The sequence below is a fragment of the Micromonospora sp. NPDC049049 genome (genome assembly GCF_040649115.1).
GTDB lineage: Bacteria > Actinomycetota > Actinomycetes > Mycobacteriales > Micromonosporaceae > Micromonospora.
Map to the genome: position 1 here is coordinate 48470 of NZ_JBEZEX010000016.1, position 16206 is coordinate 64675.

General features: G+C 70.9%; 11 protein-coding genes. 4 read left to right on the forward strand and 7 right to left on the reverse strand.

The window, feature by feature from the left end:
- Positions 1–57: 57 nt before the first annotated feature.
- From AB0B68_RS17940 to AB0B68_RS17965, 6 genes are all read right to left on the reverse strand, one after another.
- Positions 58–1239, reverse strand: a complete 1182-nt coding sequence (locus AB0B68_RS17940; RefSeq protein ID WP_357206744.1) for an ROK family protein — start codon at positions 1237–1239, stop codon at positions 58–60.
- Between the two features lie 22 nt (positions 1240–1261).
- Positions 1262–2524 (reverse strand): ABC transporter permease, encoded by a 1263-nt coding sequence (locus tag AB0B68_RS17945; protein WP_357206746.1) that lies wholly within the window; start codon positions 2522–2524, stop codon positions 1262–1264.
- The gene (locus AB0B68_RS17950; protein WP_357206748.1) at positions 2521–3339 is read right to left on the reverse strand and encodes an ATP-binding cassette domain-containing protein; all 819 of its coding nucleotides are present in this window, start codon (positions 3337–3339) and stop codon (positions 2521–2523) included. The genes AB0B68_RS17945 and AB0B68_RS17950 overlap by 4 nt, the downstream gene beginning before the upstream one ends.
- 115 nt (positions 3340–3454) lie before the next feature.
- Positions 3455–4540, reverse strand: coding sequence for a substrate-binding domain-containing protein (locus tag AB0B68_RS17955; protein WP_357206750.1), 1086 nt, complete (start codon positions 4538–4540; stop codon positions 3455–3457).
- A gap of 179 nt (positions 4541–4719) precedes the next feature.
- On the reverse strand, positions 4720–5199 hold the full coding sequence (gene ybaK, locus AB0B68_RS17960) for a Cys-tRNA(Pro) deacylase (protein ID WP_357206752.1): 480 nt from the start codon (positions 5197–5199) through the stop codon (positions 4720–4722).
- Positions 5200–5224: 25 nt separating this feature from the next.
- On the reverse strand, positions 5225–6421 hold the full coding sequence (locus AB0B68_RS17965) for a methyltransferase domain-containing protein (RefSeq protein WP_357261191.1): 1197 nt from the start codon (positions 6419–6421) through the stop codon (positions 5225–5227).
- A gap of 259 nt (positions 6422–6680) precedes the next feature.
- Between AB0B68_RS17965 and groES the strand changes: the two genes are divergently transcribed.
- The 3 genes from groES to AB0B68_RS17980 all read left to right on the forward strand — a co-directional run bounded on the left by groES (position 6681) and on the right by AB0B68_RS17980 (position 10472).
- Positions 6681–6995 carry a co-chaperone GroES gene (groES, locus tag AB0B68_RS17970; protein ID WP_030330046.1) on the forward strand — a complete coding sequence of 105 codons (315 nt, stop codon included), beginning with the start codon at positions 6681–6683 and terminating at the stop codon, positions 6993–6995.
- Between the two features lie 70 nt (positions 6996–7065).
- Entirely contained in the window at positions 7066–8712 is a 1647-nt protein-coding gene (gene groL, locus AB0B68_RS17975) for a chaperonin GroEL (protein WP_357261194.1), read from the forward strand.
- 134 nt (positions 8713–8846) lie between these two features.
- On the forward strand, positions 8847–10472 hold the full coding sequence (locus AB0B68_RS17980; protein ID WP_357261197.1) for a molybdopterin-dependent oxidoreductase: 1626 nt from the start codon (positions 8847–8849) through the stop codon (positions 10470–10472).
- Positions 10473–11266: 794 nt separating this feature from the next.
- Here the strand turns inward: AB0B68_RS17980 and AB0B68_RS17985 are convergent.
- Positions 11267–11827, reverse strand: coding sequence for a hypothetical protein (locus tag AB0B68_RS17985; RefSeq protein WP_357261200.1), 561 nt, complete (start codon positions 11825–11827; stop codon positions 11267–11269).
- A gap of 764 nt (positions 11828–12591) precedes the next feature.
- Between AB0B68_RS17985 and AB0B68_RS17990 the strand changes: the two genes are divergently transcribed.
- Complete coding sequence (locus AB0B68_RS17990) at positions 12592–16194, forward strand: ABC transporter ATP-binding protein (RefSeq protein ID WP_357261203.1); 3603 nt, start codon at positions 12592–12594, stop codon at positions 16192–16194.
- The last annotated feature ends 12 nt before the right edge of the window (positions 16195–16206 follow it).

Sequence of the window (16206 nt, forward strand, 5' to 3'; positions counted from 1 at the left end):
ACCCGGATCCGCGGGTGACAGCGAGCAACTCCAGATCCACGCCGGACAGCGTACGGATCAGCCCACGTCGAGGGGGTCGGCGAGGAGCCGTTCGAAGGCCAGCTCGGCGGCGCCGATCAGGGGCGCGTCCGTACCCAGTTTCGGCGTACGCAGCCGGACGTGCTCCAGGCAGGCGCCGAGCGCGTTGGAGTTGAGCCGGCTGCGGATCTGCGCCGCCGCCGCGAGGTAGAGGTCACGCATGGTGCCGCCGAAGATGACCATCTCGGGGTTGAAGACGTTCACCAGGTTGGCCACCCCGAAGCCGAGCCAGTCGCCGGCCTGGCGGACCGCCGTCTGGGCCCGGGCGTCCCCGCGGTCGGCCGCGTCGAAGACCTCCAACAGCGCGTCGCGGCCCCGGGCGTCGGAGCGTCCGGCGGCACGCAACAGGCCGTGCTCGCCGATCTCGGTCTCCCAGCAGCCTCGGGACCCGCACTCACAGGGTTTGCCGTCGCGGACCACCTTCATGTGGCCGACCTCGCCGCCGTACCCGCCGTGCCCGGTCAGCCGGCGCCCACCGGCGATGATGCCGGCACCCACGCCGACGTCGCCGTACAGGTAGAGAACGTTGTCACAGCCCGCAGCCACACCTCGTGCGTGCTCGGCGAACGCGGCGACGTCGGCCACGTTGCCCACTGTGACCGGTACGTCGATGCCCAACTCGTCGGCGAGGGCAGCGCCGATCGGCTCGTCCACCCAACCGGTGGTGGGGCCGAGTCGGACCAGGCCGTCGTCCCGGCGAACCATGCCGCAGACCGCGACGCCGGCGCCGACGCAGATCGCGTCCGCCGGCACCAGTTGCTGCATCTCCTTGACCGCGCCGGCCAGCAGCGGCGCGGCCTCCGCGGCCAGCAGCCCGCGCGGCCGGTCCAGATCCCGGCGGTCCAGGACCGCGCCACCCAACCCGATCCGGGCGGCGCGCAGCCGGTCCACCTCCACCGAGTACGCGTACGCGTAGACCCGGGTCGACTCGGGCCGGACGACCAGTGACGGTCGTCCGGCCCGGCCGGTTTCCTTCGGAGCGCCTTCGCTGACCAGCCCCACCGCGGACAGGTCGGCGGTGAGCGCGCCGATGGTGCTGCGGTTGAGGCCCAGCGTGGTGGTCAGCTCGGCACGCGTGGTCGCCCCGTTGACGTGCACGTGCCGCAGCAGGGCCCCGAGGTTCTGCCGTCGGACGTCATCCTGGCTCGGTCCTGGGCGCATGCTGGTGCTACCTCCCGCGCGGTCAGCGGGTGCCGGTGGCTGCCGCGCGGCGGCGGGAGAGCGCGTCGACGCTGGCGGCGAGCAGCAGTACGACGCCCGTGACCACGTACTTGACTCCCGCGTCGTACCCCATCAGGCCCATTCCGTTTTCGATGACCGCGACCACCGCGCCGCCGAGTACGGCGTCGAGGACGCGGCCCTTGCCACCGAAGAGGCTGGTGCCACCGATCACCGCTGCGCCGACCGCGTAGAGCAGTACGTTACTGCCCCCGGTGTTCGGGTCGACCGAGTTGGCCCGGCTGGCCGCCACGATGCCACCGATGGCGGCCATCGAGGAGCAGATCACGAAGACCGAGACCCGGATCCGGTCGACGCCGATGCCGGCCCGGCGGGCAGCTTCGCGGTTGCCGCCCACGGCGTAGATGTGCCGGCCGTAGCTGGTGCGTTGGAGCACGAAGGTCCAGATGATCAGCAGCACCGCGATGATCGGCACCACGATCGGTACGCCCTTGAGTGAGCTGATCAGGACGTTGCGGCTGCGCTCCAGGTTGAGCACGTACACCGCGGTGCCGAGGATGACGGCGAGCCCGCCGATCCGCAGCGCCACCACCGCGAGCGGGTCGGTGATCAGGCCGCGGGCCACCCGGGTGCGGTGGCGCAGCAGTTGCACCGCCGCGTAGCCGATGACCGCGAGGACGGTCAGCCCCCAGCCCAGCGTGGGGGCGAGGTTGCGGTTGGCGATGGCGACCAGCACGTCGTCGCGGACGGAGATGTTGGTGCCCTCTTTGACGAGCAGCAGCACGACGCCCTGGAAGGCGAGGAAGCCGGCGAGGGTGACCACGAAGGACGGAATGCCGATCTTCGCCACGAGCATGCCGAGCGTGGTGCCGATGACCACACCGGTGGCGACGGCGGCGAGCACGGCGACCCACCAGGGGTAGCCGAGCACGGTGACCACATTGGCCAGCACCGCAGCGCAGACGCCGCTGGCGAAGCCGGCGGAGAGGTCGATCTCGCCGAGCAGCAGCACGAAGACCAGGCCCATCGCGATCAGCGTTACCGCCGCGCCCTGGGTGAAGAGGTTGGCGAAGTTGCCGGCCGACAGGAACGACGACGGCCGCATGATCGCGAAGACCGTGCAGAGCACGATCAGGCCGAGGACGGCTGGTAGCGCGCCGACGTCGCCACCGCGTACCCGGCTCAGGTAGTTGCGGAAGTGGCCTCCGATGGTCGGCGTCGGTGTGACGGCGGCGGGGCCGTCCTTCCGCACGGCGGTGGTGGTCATCGGGCGCCTCCTGAGATCGAGTCGGCCGCCTGCGGGCCGTCGCCGTTGCTGCCCGGGTCGGTGGCGAGGCCGAGCCCGCCCGAGCGCCCGGCGGTGATCAGCTCGACCACCTGGGCGTGGGTGATGTCGGTGGTCTTCACCTGGGCGACCATCTGACCGAGGTACAGCGCGGCGATCCGGTCGGAGACGGCGAAGACGTCGTTCATGTTGTGCGAGATGAGCACCACGGCCAGGCCGTTGTCGGCGAGGCGTCGGACCAGTTCGAGCACCTGGGCGGTCTGTGCCACGCCGAGCGCCGCGGTCGGCTCGTCCAGGATGACGAGCTTGCTGTTCCAGAGCACCGCCTTGGCGATGGCAACGGTCTGTCGTTGACCGCCGGAGAGGCTGGACACGTGCTGCCGGAGTGAGGTGACGGTGCGGATGGAGAGCCCCGCCAGGGTTTCGGCGGCGAGCTGTTCCATGGTCGGCTCGTCGAGGACGATGCCGCTGCGCTTCTCCCGGCCGAGGAACATGTTCTGCACGATGTCCAGGTTGTCGCACAGCGCGAGGTCCTGGTAGACGACCTCGATGCCGAGCGTGGCAGCGTCGCGGGGGCTGCCGATGTGCACCGGTTCACCGTTGAACAGGAACTCTCCGGCGTCGGTGGGGTGGATGCCGCTGATGCACTTCACCAGGGTCGACTTGCCGGCGCCGTTGTCGCCGACCAATGCGGTCACTTCACCCGGGTGGACGGTCAGGGCGACGTCGCGGAGCACCTGGACGGGACCGAAGCTCTTGTCGATCCCGCGGAGTTCCAGCAGGGGGGTCGCGGACACGGGGGTCTCCTTCTTAAGGGAGGGTCGGGGCCCGTCCGGCGGGCGCCGCCCGGCACGGGAGGGGTGCTCCCGTGCCGGGCGGCGATGGTCGTTCCGGCGGGTACTGCGGCGTCGGTCAGCTGATGCCGGCTTCGGCGCAGAACTTGGTGTACGCCGCGGTGCAGACCTCTTCCTTGGTCACGTAGCCGTCGGCGATGACGTCCTTGACGCTCTCCTTGTAGATGGCCTTCGGGGTGAGCAGCACCGAGGGCACGTCCCGGTCACCGTCCTTGACCGTCTGGCCGGTGTCCTTCTTCTCACCCTTGGCGAGGGCGATGGCCAGGTCGGAGGCGGCCTTGGCCTCTTCCCGGACCGCCTTGTAGACGGTCATGCACTGGTCACCGGCGAGGATGTTCTGCAGGCCCTCGGTGCTGGCGTCCTGCCCGGTCACCGGCACCTTGCCGTTGAGCTTGTTCTTCTTCAGGATCGAGATGGCCGCGTTGCCGAGACCGTCGTTGGCGGCCAGCACGCCGTCGATCTTGCCGTTGGCCGTGGTGAGCTGCTGCTCGAAGATCGTCGCGGCCTGCGCGTTGTCCCACGCCGGCACCGCGTCCTCAGGGCCCTTGACGTATTCCTTGGAGTCGAACTTCGGCTTGAGCACCGAGTCGTAGCCAGCCTTGAACAGGGTGGCGTTGTTGTCGGTGGGGGAGCCGTTCAGGTACGCCACGACGGGGTTCTTGGCGCCCTTCTCGGTCAGGCACTTCGACAGACCCTCGCCCTGGAGCTTGCCGACGGTCTCGTTGTCGAAGCTGACGTAGTACTGGGCGGAGCCGCCGAGGGTGAGCCGGTCGTAGTCGATGGTGGCGACGCCCTGCGACTTGGCCTTGTCGAGCACTGCCTTGCCGGTGCCGGAGTCCAGGTTGACGATCATCAGAGCGGTCACACCGCTGGTGATCATCTGGTCGGCGATGGTCTGGAAGGCGGTCTTGTCGTTCTGGGCGTTCTGGATGTCGTACTGGACGCCGGCGGCCTTGAACGCCTCCTCCAGGAACCGGCGGTCCGCGGTCTCCCAGCGGGCCGAGGACTTGCTGTCCGGGAGGATCACGCCGATCTTGGGGGTCTTGGCGGAGGCGGCCTTGTCGCCGGAGTCGTCGCCACAGGCGGTCAAGCCGCCGGTCGTGAGCAGGCCCACGGCGGCGATGGTGAGGATCCCCTTACGCATGTGCAGGGTCCTTTCGGAGGTGGGGGAGGTGTTGTTTTGTTGTGTCCGGCAACGTATTTCGCGTCACACCGGCTCCACAAGACCGCGCAGGTGCATAGTTTGTTGGGAGCGATAACAATTCAGCAACGCGACTGTTACTCCGCGGGTATCCCACGGGGGTGTCGACGTAACGACTGTCGTCAGTGGGTCTGCAACGGCGCGGTACAGGCGTCGGTCAGCGCCACCAGATCCGCCGCGGCCAGTTCGAGTTGCAGACCACGCCGACCAGCCGAGACGTAGATCGTCGGGAGATCCAGCGCGGATTCGTCCAGCACTGTGGGCAACCGTCGACGCTGCCCGAGCGGGCTGATCCCACCGCGTACGTAGCCGGTGGCCCGCTCGGCGACCGCCCGGTCGGCCAACGCCGCCCGCTTGCCGCCGACCGCAGCCGCGAGAGCCTTCAGATCCAACTCGCCGGTGACCGGAACGACCGCCACGGTGAGCGCGCCGTCGACGTCGGTCACCAGAGTCTTGAACACGCGCTCCGGTGCCACGCCGAGCGCCACCGCCACCAACGCGCCGTAGTTCGGGGCGTCCGGCGCCACCCGGTACGGATGGGTGCGATGCGCGATGCCCCGCTTGACCAAGAGTGCCGTTGCCGGCGTGCCCTGTCCCGCCACAGCGAAGACGCTAGTCGAGACGGCGCTAGTCGACCGGCCGGCCGATCAGCACCGTCGGTGCGCCGCCGACCCGGGTGAGCACCAGACTCGCCGCTGCGTCCCCGGCCAGCCGCAGGTCCCGCCGGAGCTGCTCCGGGGTGAGCGCCGAACCCCGCTTCAGGATCTCCACCCGGCCCACCCGGCGCTCCCGCAGCAGCGCCCGCAGGCGCTTGAGCGAGAACGGCAACACGTCGGTGATCTCCAGGCAGCGCGCGTACGGGGTGCGGACCGGCTGGTCGGCGTAGAGGTAGGCGATGCTCGGATCGCCCAGGTTGGCGTCCAGTTCGCTGGCCAGTTCGGCCACGAGGTGCGCGCGCACCACCGCCGGGTCCGGGTCGTACAGGTAGCGACGCGGCGGCCCGACCGGCGCCTCGGCGGCACCCGAGCCGGTGAGCTGGTGGCTGCGGGCCTCGCCGCCCCGCTGGCGGTAGAGGGTGGCGCGACGGGGCACCTCCGCCAGCTCACCGCACCAGAGCGCGGCCTCGACCAGGTCGCCGTCCACGCCGACCCACTCGGCCTCCGCCCCGGCCGGGATGAGCGCGTGGTCCAGGCCCGGCGCGACCTTCACCACGGTGCGCGGCACCCGCTCGGCCAACCCGGTGACGAAGTCCCACGGTGGCGAGTAGGCGCGCGGGTCGAAGATCCGCCGCCCGGTGCCGGTGGCGCGGCGGGCCGGGTCGCAGAAGACCCCGTCGACCCTTGCCACGTCGAACCCGGTCGCGTCGCCGCACTCGACGGTGAACAGCTCGGCCAGGCCGGCCGCCTCGGCGTTGGCGGCGGCCATCGCCGCGGTCACCGGGTCAGCCTCCACCCCGTACACCCGGATGCCGGCGCGGGCGGCGGCCAGCGCGTCGGCCCCGAGCCCGCACCCGAGATCGGCCAGGGTCCGCACGCCGGCCGCGTGCAACCGGGCGGCTCGACGGTCGGCGACCACCCGGCGGGTGGCCTGCTCCAGGCCGGGGCGGGTGAGGAACATCCCAGCGGCGGCCGAGCCGAACTTGCCCACCGCCCGGTGGCGCAACTCGGCCTGGGTCAACGCCGCCGCGGCCAACGTCGGCGGCACCCCGGTCGCGCGCAGGGCCGACGCCGCGACCAGTGGATCACCGCCGGCCAGGTCGGCCGCCGCGGTGAGCGCGGCCGACCCCTCAGGGGTACGCAGCGCCGCCAGCTGATCGAGATCCACCCGGCCATTGTCCCGTCCGACTCGGAAAACTTGGCTGGCGGGGCGCGACGCGCTGGCACTCTCCTTGACGGAGTGCTAGCCACGGAATAACCTGCGATTAGCACTCTCACCCTGAGGGTGCCAGCTTCCGGGTCTCGCGACCCGGGTGCGCACGCCAGGCGGACCGGCACCCGCGACGACGGCACCGCCCGGTGGCATGAGGCAGATTGACGCTGGTCAGCCCCGCTGGCCAGCAACGAAACCAGTACCCCAGGAGGGTATGCCCGTGACTACCGCGACCAAGGTTGCGATCAAGCCGCTCGAGGACCGCATCGTGGTCCAGGCGAACGAGGCTGAGACCACCACGGCGTCGGGCATCGTGATCCCCGACACCGCCAAGGAGAAGCCGCAGGAGGGCACCGTCCTCGCTGTGGGCCCGGGGCGCGTCGACGACAACGGCAACCGGGTTCCGGTTGACGTGCAGGTCGGCGACACCGTCCTTTACTCGAAGTACGGCGGCACCGAGGTCAAGTACGCCGGCGAGGAGTACCTGGTGCTCTCCGCCCGCGACGTCCTCGCGGTCATCGAGAAGTAAGCAACCGATCAGTGCCACTGCCCCGGTCCGGCTCGCCGGGCCGGGGCAATGGCGCTTCGAAGGGACATTAATGGCGAAGATCCTGAGCTTCTCGGACGACGCCCGGCACCTGCTGGAGCACGGTGTCAACGCCCTCGCGGACACGGTCAAGGTCACCCTCGGCCCGCGCGGGCGCAACGTCGTCCTGGACAAGAAATTCGGTGCGCCGACGATCACCAACGATGGTGTGACCATCGCCAAGGAGATCGAGCTCACCAACCCGTACGAGAACCTTGGCGCGCAGCTGGTCAAGGAGGTGGCGACCAAGACCAACGACGTCGCCGGCGACGGCACCACCACCGCGACAGTGCTGGCCCAGGCGATGGTTCGCGAGGGTCTGCGCAACGTGACCGCCGGGACCAACCCGGCCGGTCTCAAGCGGGGCATCGACGCGGCGGCCATGAAGGTCTCCGAGGCGCTGCTCGGCAAGGCCGCCGAGGTCACCAGCAAGGAGTCGATCGCGAACGTGGCGACGATCTCCGCGCAGGACTCCACGATCGGCGATCTGATCGCCGAGGCGATGGAGCGCGTCGGCCGCGACGGTGTCATCACCGTCGAGGAAGGCTCGATGCTCACCACCGAACTGGACGTGACCGAAGGTCTCCAGTTCGACAAGGGCTTCATCTCGCCGAACTTCGTCACCGACCTGGAGGGTCAGGAGTCCGTCCTTGAGGACGCGTACATCCTGGTCACCACCCAGAAGATCTCGGCGATCGAGGAGCTGCTGCCGCTGCTGGAGAAGGTCCTGCAGAACAGCAAGCCCCTGCTGATCATCGCCGAGGACGTGGACGGCCAGGCGCTCTCCACCCTGGTGGTCAACTCGCTGCGCAAGACCCTCAAGGTCTGCGCGGTCAAGGCCCCCGGCTTCGGTGACCGGCGCAAGGCAATGCTCCAGGACATCGCGATCTCCACGGGCGCCGAGCTGGTCGCCCCGGAGCTGGGCTACAAGCTCGACCAGGTCGGCCTGGAGGTGCTCGGCACCGCCCGGCGCGTCGTGGTCGACAAGGAGAACACCACGATCGTCGACGGCGGTGGCCAGAAGGCCGACGTCACCGACCGGGTCTCCCAGATCCGCAAGGAGATCGAGGCCTCCGACTCCGACTGGGACCGGGAGAAGCTGGCCGAGCGGCTGGCGAAGCTCTCCGGTGGCATCGCCGTCATCAAGGCTGGCGCGGCGACCGAGGTCGAGATGAAGGAGCGCAAGCACCGCATCGAGGACGCCATCGCGGCGACCAAGGCTGCGGTCGAGGAGGGCACCGTGCCCGGCGGCGGCGCCGCCCTGGTGCAGATCCTCTCGGTGCTCGACGACGACCTGGGCTTCACCGGTGACGAGAAGGTTGGCGTCTCGGTCGTGCGCAAGGCGCTCGTCGAGCCGCTGCGCTGGATCGCCCAGAACGCCGGTCACGACGGCTACGTCGTGACGCAGAAGGTCGCCGACCTCACGTGGGGCAACGGCCTCGACGCCGCCAAGGGCGAGTACGTCGACCTGGTCAAGGCCGGCATCATCGACCCGGTGAAGGTGACCCGCAACGCGGTCACCAACGCCGCCTCGATCGCCGGTCTGCTGCTCACCACGGAGAGCCTCGTGGTGGAGAAGCCGGAGCAGGCCGAGCCGGCCGCCGCCGGCGGGCACGGCCACGGCCACGGCCACGGTCACCAGCACGGCCCGGGCTTCTGATCCGGTAGCGACACCCGTTCCGGGGCGCACCGCCGTCAGGCGGTGCGCCCCGGCTCGTTCCTGCGGGCCGCCAGGTCATTACCGAACGCTGACGTTGTTGGCGACCGGGCGAGATGATCGCGCACACTGGGCCGATGAGCACCACGTCACGGCGGTACGCCGCGTTGGCCGGAATCACCGCCGCCGCCGTCGCGATCGGGATCGCCGAACCGGTCGCGGTGTTGACCGGTCCCCGGTCGGCGCCCCTGGTCGCGGTCGGCGGGGTCGTCGTCGACGCCGTCCCCGAATCGCTGAAGCAACTCGCCATCGACCTCTTCGGCACCGCCGACAAGATCGCGCTGCTGGTCGGCACGGCCGTGTTGCTGGGAGGCTTCGCCGCCCTCTTCGGCGTACTGGCGGTCCGCCGACTGGCACTCGGCCTGGCCGGCATCGCCGCGTTCGGCGCCATCGGCGTGGCAGCCGCGTTGACCCGCTCCGGTGCTGACCTCGCCGACGCGCTGCCGTCCCTGGTCGGCGCCGGTCTCGGCGCCCTGGTGCTCTGGCTGTTCATCGGCGGACCGTTCGAGCTGGACCCCTGGTCCTGGTCACCACCCACGCCGCCCGCTGCTCCGGTGTCCCCGGCAGGGCCGGTGCCGGTGACCCCCGCCGGGCCGACGACGGCGGTCGAAGCGGTCGGGCCTGCCGAAGTGGACCCGGAGTCGCGGCGACGGTTCCTCACCGGCAGCGGAGTGCTACTAGGCACGGCCGTGGTGGCCGGCCTCGGTGGGCGGTGGCTGGCAGGGCGGCGCGGCGTGTCCGCAGCCCGCGACGCGATCCGCCTGCCCGCGCCGGTCGCCCCCGCACCGGCCGTACCGGCGGGCGCGGACCTCTCACTGACGCAGCTCGCGCCGTACGTCACCCCGAACTTCGGGTTCTACCGGATCGACACCGCGCTGGTGGTGCCCCAGGTCGACCCGGACACCTGGCGGCTGCGGATCCACGGACGGGTCGCCAGGGAACGCACCTACAGCTACGCGGATCTGCTGGCCCGACCACTGGTCGAGCGGTACGTCACGTTGGCCTGCGTCTCCAACGAGGTGGGCGGGGACCTGATCGGCAATGCCCTGTGGCTCGGCGTACCCCTGCGGGAACTGCTGGACGAGGTCGAGCCGGACGACGACGCCGACCAGGTCGTCGGCCGCTCGGTCGACGGCTGGACCTGCGGCACCCCCACCGCCGCGCTGCGCGACGGACGGGACGCGCTGCTGGCCGTCGGGATGAACGGCGAGCCACTGCCGGTCGAGCACGGCTTCCCGGTCCGAGTGGTGGTGCCGGGCCTCTACGGCTACGTGTCGGCCTGCAAATGGGTGACCGAGCTGGAGCTGACCCGGTTCGCCGACTTCGACGCGTACTGGGTGCCGCGCGGCTGGTCCCCCCAGGGGCCGATCAAGACCCAGTCCCGGATCGACACGCCCAGGGGACGTAACCGGCTGACCGCCGGCCCGGTGACCGTCGCCGGGGTGGCCTGGGCGCAGCACCGGGGCATTCGCCGAGTCGAGGTACGCGTCGACGACGGCCCGTGGCAGGAAGCTGCGCTGGCCCCCACCGTGTCGGTGGACACCTGGGTGCAATGGTCCTGGCGCTGGGACGCCACACCTGGCGAGCACCGACTCCAGGTCCGCGCGACCGACGCGACAGGCGAAACCCAGACCGAACGTACGCAGGACGTCGTCCCGGATGGTGCCACCGGCTGGCACACGGTCACCGTCACCGTCCGCTGATCCCCTGGCACGACGTCGCCCGCGCGGGTGCGCCACCGAATCGGCGGGCTGTGTTGGCGGCGTGTGCTGTGCGGTTGGCGGGCCGTGTCCGTGTTCTGGCCTGCGGGTTGGTGGGCTGTGTCTGCGGTCTGGCCTGCGGGTCGGTGGCTGTGGCGGCGCGCCCTGCGCGTCGGCGGGCTGTGTCTGCGGTCTGGCCTGCGGGTCGGTGGCTGTGTCCGCGGCCTGGCCTGCGGGTTGGTGGGCTGTGTTGGCGGCGCGCCCTGCGCGGTCGGCGGGCTGTGTCCGCGGCTGCCCTGCCGGCTCCCGAGACTGTCCATGGGTCGGCGGGCCCGCTGACTGACACGTCATATCCGGGAGCGCATGCAGATCTTGGACAGTTTCCGTCAGCACGGAACGGAAAGTGTCCAAGATCTGCGGGCCAGGTTGGTTGGTCGACGCCAGTTGTCTCCGTTGGGGCCAGTTCGGCACTCTCCGCCCTCCGGCCCCGGCCCACGGCTGGCTTCCTCAGCCGCTTGCGGCGGCTTCTTCGGCGGCAGCGGCCTGCGGTCGGCGTTCCCGGCGGCTGCACCCATCGCCGGGGCCGGTGGGTTTGGGTACGGCGGTCAGCGTCAGCGGCCGCGGGGTGGCGGTCCACGATCGGTGGCAGCAGGAAGGCCGCTGGCCGGCACCCCGGGTTGCGGGTGCCGGCCAGCGGTCGGTGTCCTGGTGCGGTGGTGTCCTGGTGCGGTGGTGCGGTGGTGCGGTGGTGCGGTGGTGCTGTCGTGCGGGTTGTCACCCTGCTGTTTGTTGCGGGGTCAGCTGTTCCAGTGCTGGCCGACCAGGTCGGTGGCCTGCTGCTCCCACTGGGCGTAGGCGTCCGGGTAGGCCGACACCTGCACCGTCTGCGCCGCGTCGGTCAGGGGCATGTCCTGCCACCCGTCGACCTGCTTCAGGCCCTTGAGGAACGCGGTGGTGGAGTATTCGGGGTTGGTGATCTGCTCGGGTGTGCCCCAACCGCTGGTCGGGCGCTGCTGGAACAGGCCCAGCGAGTCGTGGTCATTCTTGTCGCCGAGGTGGCCGAGGTTCTCCAGCTTGGACTCCTGCAGGCTCGTCGCGATCGAGATGACCGCGGCCCGCTCGGGCAGACCAGCCTTCTTCGTGGCGGCGATGATCGCCTTGACGTTGGCGGTCTGCTCGTCGTTGAGGGCGATGTGGGACTGGTCGCCCTGCGGCTTCGGCGCCGACGACTGCACGGCCGCGGCGGCGGGCTTGGCGTCGACCGGGTTGGCGTGGGCGGCGATCGGACCGGCGAACACACCACCGGCGAACGCGAGACCAGCAACAGACAGCATGCTCTTACGAATGATCGTGTTCATGGGGGTAGCTCCTTCGGGGGTAGAACACCCACACCGTCAAAGGGGGGACGGCGGTGAGGGTGTGAGCACCTCGTCCGGCGCTGCACTTCACAAAGGGGGAAAAGTCTGGGGGGGTGACGCCTGGTCGGGCGTCAGGGTCGGCGACCTGCCGAGCGGGGGCTCGTGGCGCCGGGACCATGTGTAACGACCGGGGGGCCGGGGTCATTCCGGGGTCGGCCCATCCATCGGCACCCTCATTGAGGCGGTGCCCGTTCGGTCGTTCGTGGGGACTGTAACGACCGGGCGGAGGTCGGCATTCCAACCTGCGCGACCTGCATCCCACACCCTTGAGGGTCAGGCGGCTGGTCGGTGGTGCTGCGATCGTCAGGGTGTGTAACGACCCCGGCCCGGCCATGATTCCGCCCCACGAGTGCGCCCCGTCACAGGACAGATCGCCCAGAAGCCGACAAAACCTCCATGGGGAGCATGGCTCACGACAGCAAATCCTCCGACACCGGGTGTGATCCACTCGCGTTCATGAAAGTCGCGCGGTCCCGGATGCCCGGACACCGCGACATCACAGAACCCCCGAGTCGATCTAGGCCTCTGGGGCCGTCGCCGACCGCCCAGAAGTTCTCAAACGGTCAAACGCCCACCGGGCGACCCTGCCCTGGTCGTTGGCGCAACTGACGGAAGCCCAGCTCAGAGGCGGGTAAATCGGTTGAGATGACGGGTTGCTGCCGGCAGGCTGAGGTCTCCGCCACCCACGTCCCGGAGGACTTTCCATGCGCCTGCTCCGTGATCTGTGGGGTACGTCGACCCGTCGTGTGACGATCGTGGCTGTCCTGATCGTTCTGGGTGCCGCGGGGCAGGCGGGCGCATCGGCCCTGGCCGGCGCGGTGCTGGTGCACCGTTCGGCTGGTTTCTTCGCCGTGCTGGCCGTGGCCCTGGTCGCCGTGGTCCTCAGCGACCTCGCGGTGAGTCTGCTGATGGCCGGTCTCACCGCCGACTGGTCCGCCGACGTGCGTCGCCGGCTGTGTCGCGTCGCTCTCGGGCAGGACCTGCCCACCCTGGAGACCACTCCGGTCGGCGAGTTGCTGGACCGCATCGACGGGGACGTCTATCAGGTGGCGTCGGCAATTCGTAACCAGGGCACCCGTCTTGCCCAGGGCCTCTGCGTCGGTCTGTTGTCGATGGTCGTGGCGCTGTTCGTGTGGTGGCCGGCGGGAATCGCGATGCTGCTGCTCACCGTGGTGCTCGCGGTCGGCCTGCGCCGGCCCACGGCGCGGATCGGCCCGGCCCGGATGGCCGAGGAGGAGGCGTGGTCCGACCTGGCGGCCGTGATGGAGGAGGCGGTGCACGGCCAGGACGACGTACGCACCAGCCTGGCGCGGCCGTACGTGCTGCGGTTGTACGCCCGGCGGGCCTCCGCCGTGCTCTCCCGTGGCCTGGTGGTCTGGGTGCTGTCCGCCCGGGTGGCGACGGTGGCCACCGCGACGATCCGGGCGGGCATCGGCGCGGTGGTGCTCGGCGGTGCCTGGGCGTTGGCCACCGGCCGGATCGACGCCGCCCGGCTCACCGCCATCTGGCTGCTCGCTCTGGCATTCGGGGCGACAGCGGAACACGTCAGCCGGATGGTGCCGGAGATCCAGGAGGCGCTCGGCGCGTGGGCGCGGGTGCAGTTGCTCTCCAAGGCCCGGCAGGAACCGGTCGGCGGGGCCCGCCCGAGCGAGGGTGACCTGCGCATTCGGGACCTGACATTCGCGTACGGGGAGAGTGCCCGGGGTGCCGCGCTGCGCGGGCTCAGCCTCACCTTCGCGCGTGGTCGCTCGTACGCGCTGATCGGGCGGACCGGCTCGGGCAAGTCGACGCTGGCGAAGGTGCTCACCCGGGCGGTCGACGTGCCGCCGGGCACTGTCTTCCTCGGCGGCACCGACCTGTGCGACCTCGACGTCGAGCAACTGCGCCGCTGGGTGGCGTTGGTGCCGCAGCGCACTGAGATCCTGGCCGGCACGCTCGCCGAGAACGTGGCGCTCTTCGACACTGAGTTGCTCGACGCGGCGGCTCGGGCGCTGGACGAGCTGGGCCTGGCGAGCTGGATCGCCGAGCTTCCGGACGGGTTGGCGACCCGGCTGGGGGAGGGCGGGCACGTGCTCTCCGCCGGTCAGGAGCAGTTGGTGGCGTTCGCCCGGATTCTGGTCCGGGAGCCGCACGTGGTGATCCTCGACGAGGCCACCGCGCGGCTGGACCCGGTCACCGAGGCGCGGGTGCAGCGGGCCACCGAACGACTGCTGCGCGACCGGATCGGCATCGTCATCGCGCACCGACTCTCCTCGGTGCGCCGCTGTGACGAGGTGGTCGTCCTGGCCGACGGCGCGGTGATCGAGGCCGGTCCGTTGGAGACGTCGACGCGCTTCGCGGAACTGTTGGCGACCAGCCACGCCGCCGCGTACGCGACGGTGGCGCCGGCCGGTCGTACCGGCGTCGGCACCGACCTGCTGGTCGGTCCCGGCCCGGACGCGTGGCCGAGCGAGCCGGCGCCCGCGCGGGGCGAGCCGGTCGCGGCGAATGAACAGGGCGTCGCCTGGCCGAGCGAGCCGGTGTCGACGCGGGCCGAGCCGGATGAGCAGGCCACACGCGAGACACCCCCCGACAGCACGCGGGACGCGGTCGGGCCGACCCGGGCCGATCCTCCGCCGCTGCCGCCGGTGCCGCCGGCCCGGACGCTGCGGGAGATCTTCCGACTCTGCACGAACGATCCCCGGTACGGGGCGGCGGCGATCGTGCTGTTCCTCGGGCTCAGCCTGCTCGGGCTGGACGGCCCGGTGCTGCCCTGGCTCTGGGCGGACCTGGTCGACGGGACCGGCAACCCGTACCTGCCGGCGGTGGGGATCGTCGCCGGGTTGCTGGTCACCCTGCCGCTGCCGTTCTACACCCATGTCTGGTTCCCGCAGTGGTGGGTGCGGCAGATGCTGCGGATCGGCCTTCGGCTGGTGCACGGCCAGACCGGGCCGCGCCGGGTCAGCTCACACACCCCCGCCGAGGTGGTGGCGCAGGGTGGGGACACCGAGCGGGTGGTCCAACTCGCCGACAACGTGTTGGACCAGACCGTCGCGCTGGTGCTCGTGGTCGCCATGACGGCGGTCACCGGCAGCGTCGTACCCGGGCTGTTCTTCCTCGGCACGATGGTCGTCTCCGGGCTGGCCGCGACGTTGTTCGGGCCGAAGCTGGAGCGTGCTGCCCGGGCGACGGTGGCGGCGCGGGCCTCCTTCGCCACGGCGCTGGTCTCCGCGCTCTCCGCGGCGCGGACGGTGAAGCTCGCCGGCGCGACCACTGCGGTGCTGCGTCACCTGGCCAGCCTGGACGTGCTGCGTAGCGACCGGCAGCGGCGGGAGATCTCGGTGCAGGTGTGGGCACGCTCCACACCGTCGATGGCCAGTGGGTTGTTGCCGATCGGGGCCTGGGCGCTCTACCTGAACGGTTCGCTCTCCGCCGGGGCGGTGCTGGTGGCCGTCTCCACCCTGGGCGCGGCCCGCTGGTTCGCCTGGACGACGGCGTCGTTGATCTCGCAGCTGCCCTCGGCGCGGGTCTGGACCCGACGCACAGTGGCGATGACCGGGGTGAGCACGTACTCCGCGGGGGTGCCGGAGGTCGACCTGACGGCTGGGACGGCGCCCGCACCGACCATGCCACCCCGGCATCCGCTGCGCCGGCTGGAGCTGCGTGGCTTCGGGGTGGTGCACTCCGACGGCACGGTGGCCGTCCGGGACGTGGACCTCACCGTGCAGAGGGGGCAGTTGGTGCTGGTCGTCGGGCCGGTGGGGTCCGGTAAGTCCTCGTTGCTGCGCGGGCTGGCCGGGATCGTGCACCACACCGGCGAGCTGGCCTGGAACGGTGACCCGGTCACCGAGCCGGAGCTGTTCCTGCGTCCCAACCAGGTCGGCTATGTCGGTCAGTTGCCCCGGGTGCTCTCCGGCACGGTGGCCGACAACATCGCCCTCGGGCACCAGGTGGACGCGGCGGGGGCGGTCAGCACCGCCCAGCTCGACCATGACCTGGCCGCCGCCGGTGGTGGGTTGGGCCTGCTCATCGGTCACAAGGGCACCCGGCTCTCCGGCGGGCAGTTGCAGCGGTTGGCGCTGGCCCGTGCGCTGGCCCCGCGTACCGAACTGCTTGTCGCCGACGACGTGTCGTCGGCGCTGGACGTCACCACCGAGCTGGCGTTGTGGCAGGCGTTGCGCGGCCACGGGGTGACGGTCGTCGGTTCGACGGCGAAGCGCGCCGCGTTGGTCCGGGCCGACCACGTGGTGGTGCTGCTCGGCGGCACGGTGGCCGCCCAGGGCACCTGGCAGGACCTGGAGGGCGACTGGTCACACCTGGCGGGTTGAGTGCCGACGGTC

What these genes read in the sequence shown, in the direction of transcription:
- AB0B68_RS17940 (WP_357206744.1), bottom strand. Translation starts at nt 1,239, where the DNA reads ATGCGCCCAGGACCGAGCCAGGATGACGTCCGACGGCAGAACCTCGGG.
- AB0B68_RS17945 (WP_357206746.1), bottom strand. Translation starts at nt 2,524, where the DNA reads ATGACCACCACCGCCGTGCGGAAGGACGGCCCCGCCGCCGTCACACCG.
- AB0B68_RS17955 (WP_357206750.1), bottom strand. Translation starts at nt 4,540, where the DNA reads ATGCGTAAGGGGATCCTCACCATCGCCGCCGTGGGCCTGCTCACGACC.
- groES (WP_030330046.1), top strand. Translation starts at nt 6,681, where the DNA reads ATGCCCGTGACTACCGCGACCAAGGTTGCGATCAAGCCGCTCGAGGAC.
- groL (WP_357261194.1), top strand. Translation starts at nt 7,066, where the DNA reads ATGGCGAAGATCCTGAGCTTCTCGGACGACGCCCGGCACCTGCTGGAG.
- AB0B68_RS17980 (WP_357261197.1), top strand. Translation starts at nt 8,847, where the DNA reads ATGAGCACCACGTCACGGCGGTACGCCGCGTTGGCCGGAATCACCGCC.
- AB0B68_RS17985 (WP_357261200.1), bottom strand. Translation starts at nt 11,827, where the DNA reads ATGAACACGATCATTCGTAAGAGCATGCTGTCTGTTGCTGGTCTCGCG.
- AB0B68_RS17990 (WP_357261203.1), top strand. Translation starts at nt 12,592, where the DNA reads ATGCGCCTGCTCCGTGATCTGTGGGGTACGTCGACCCGTCGTGTGACG.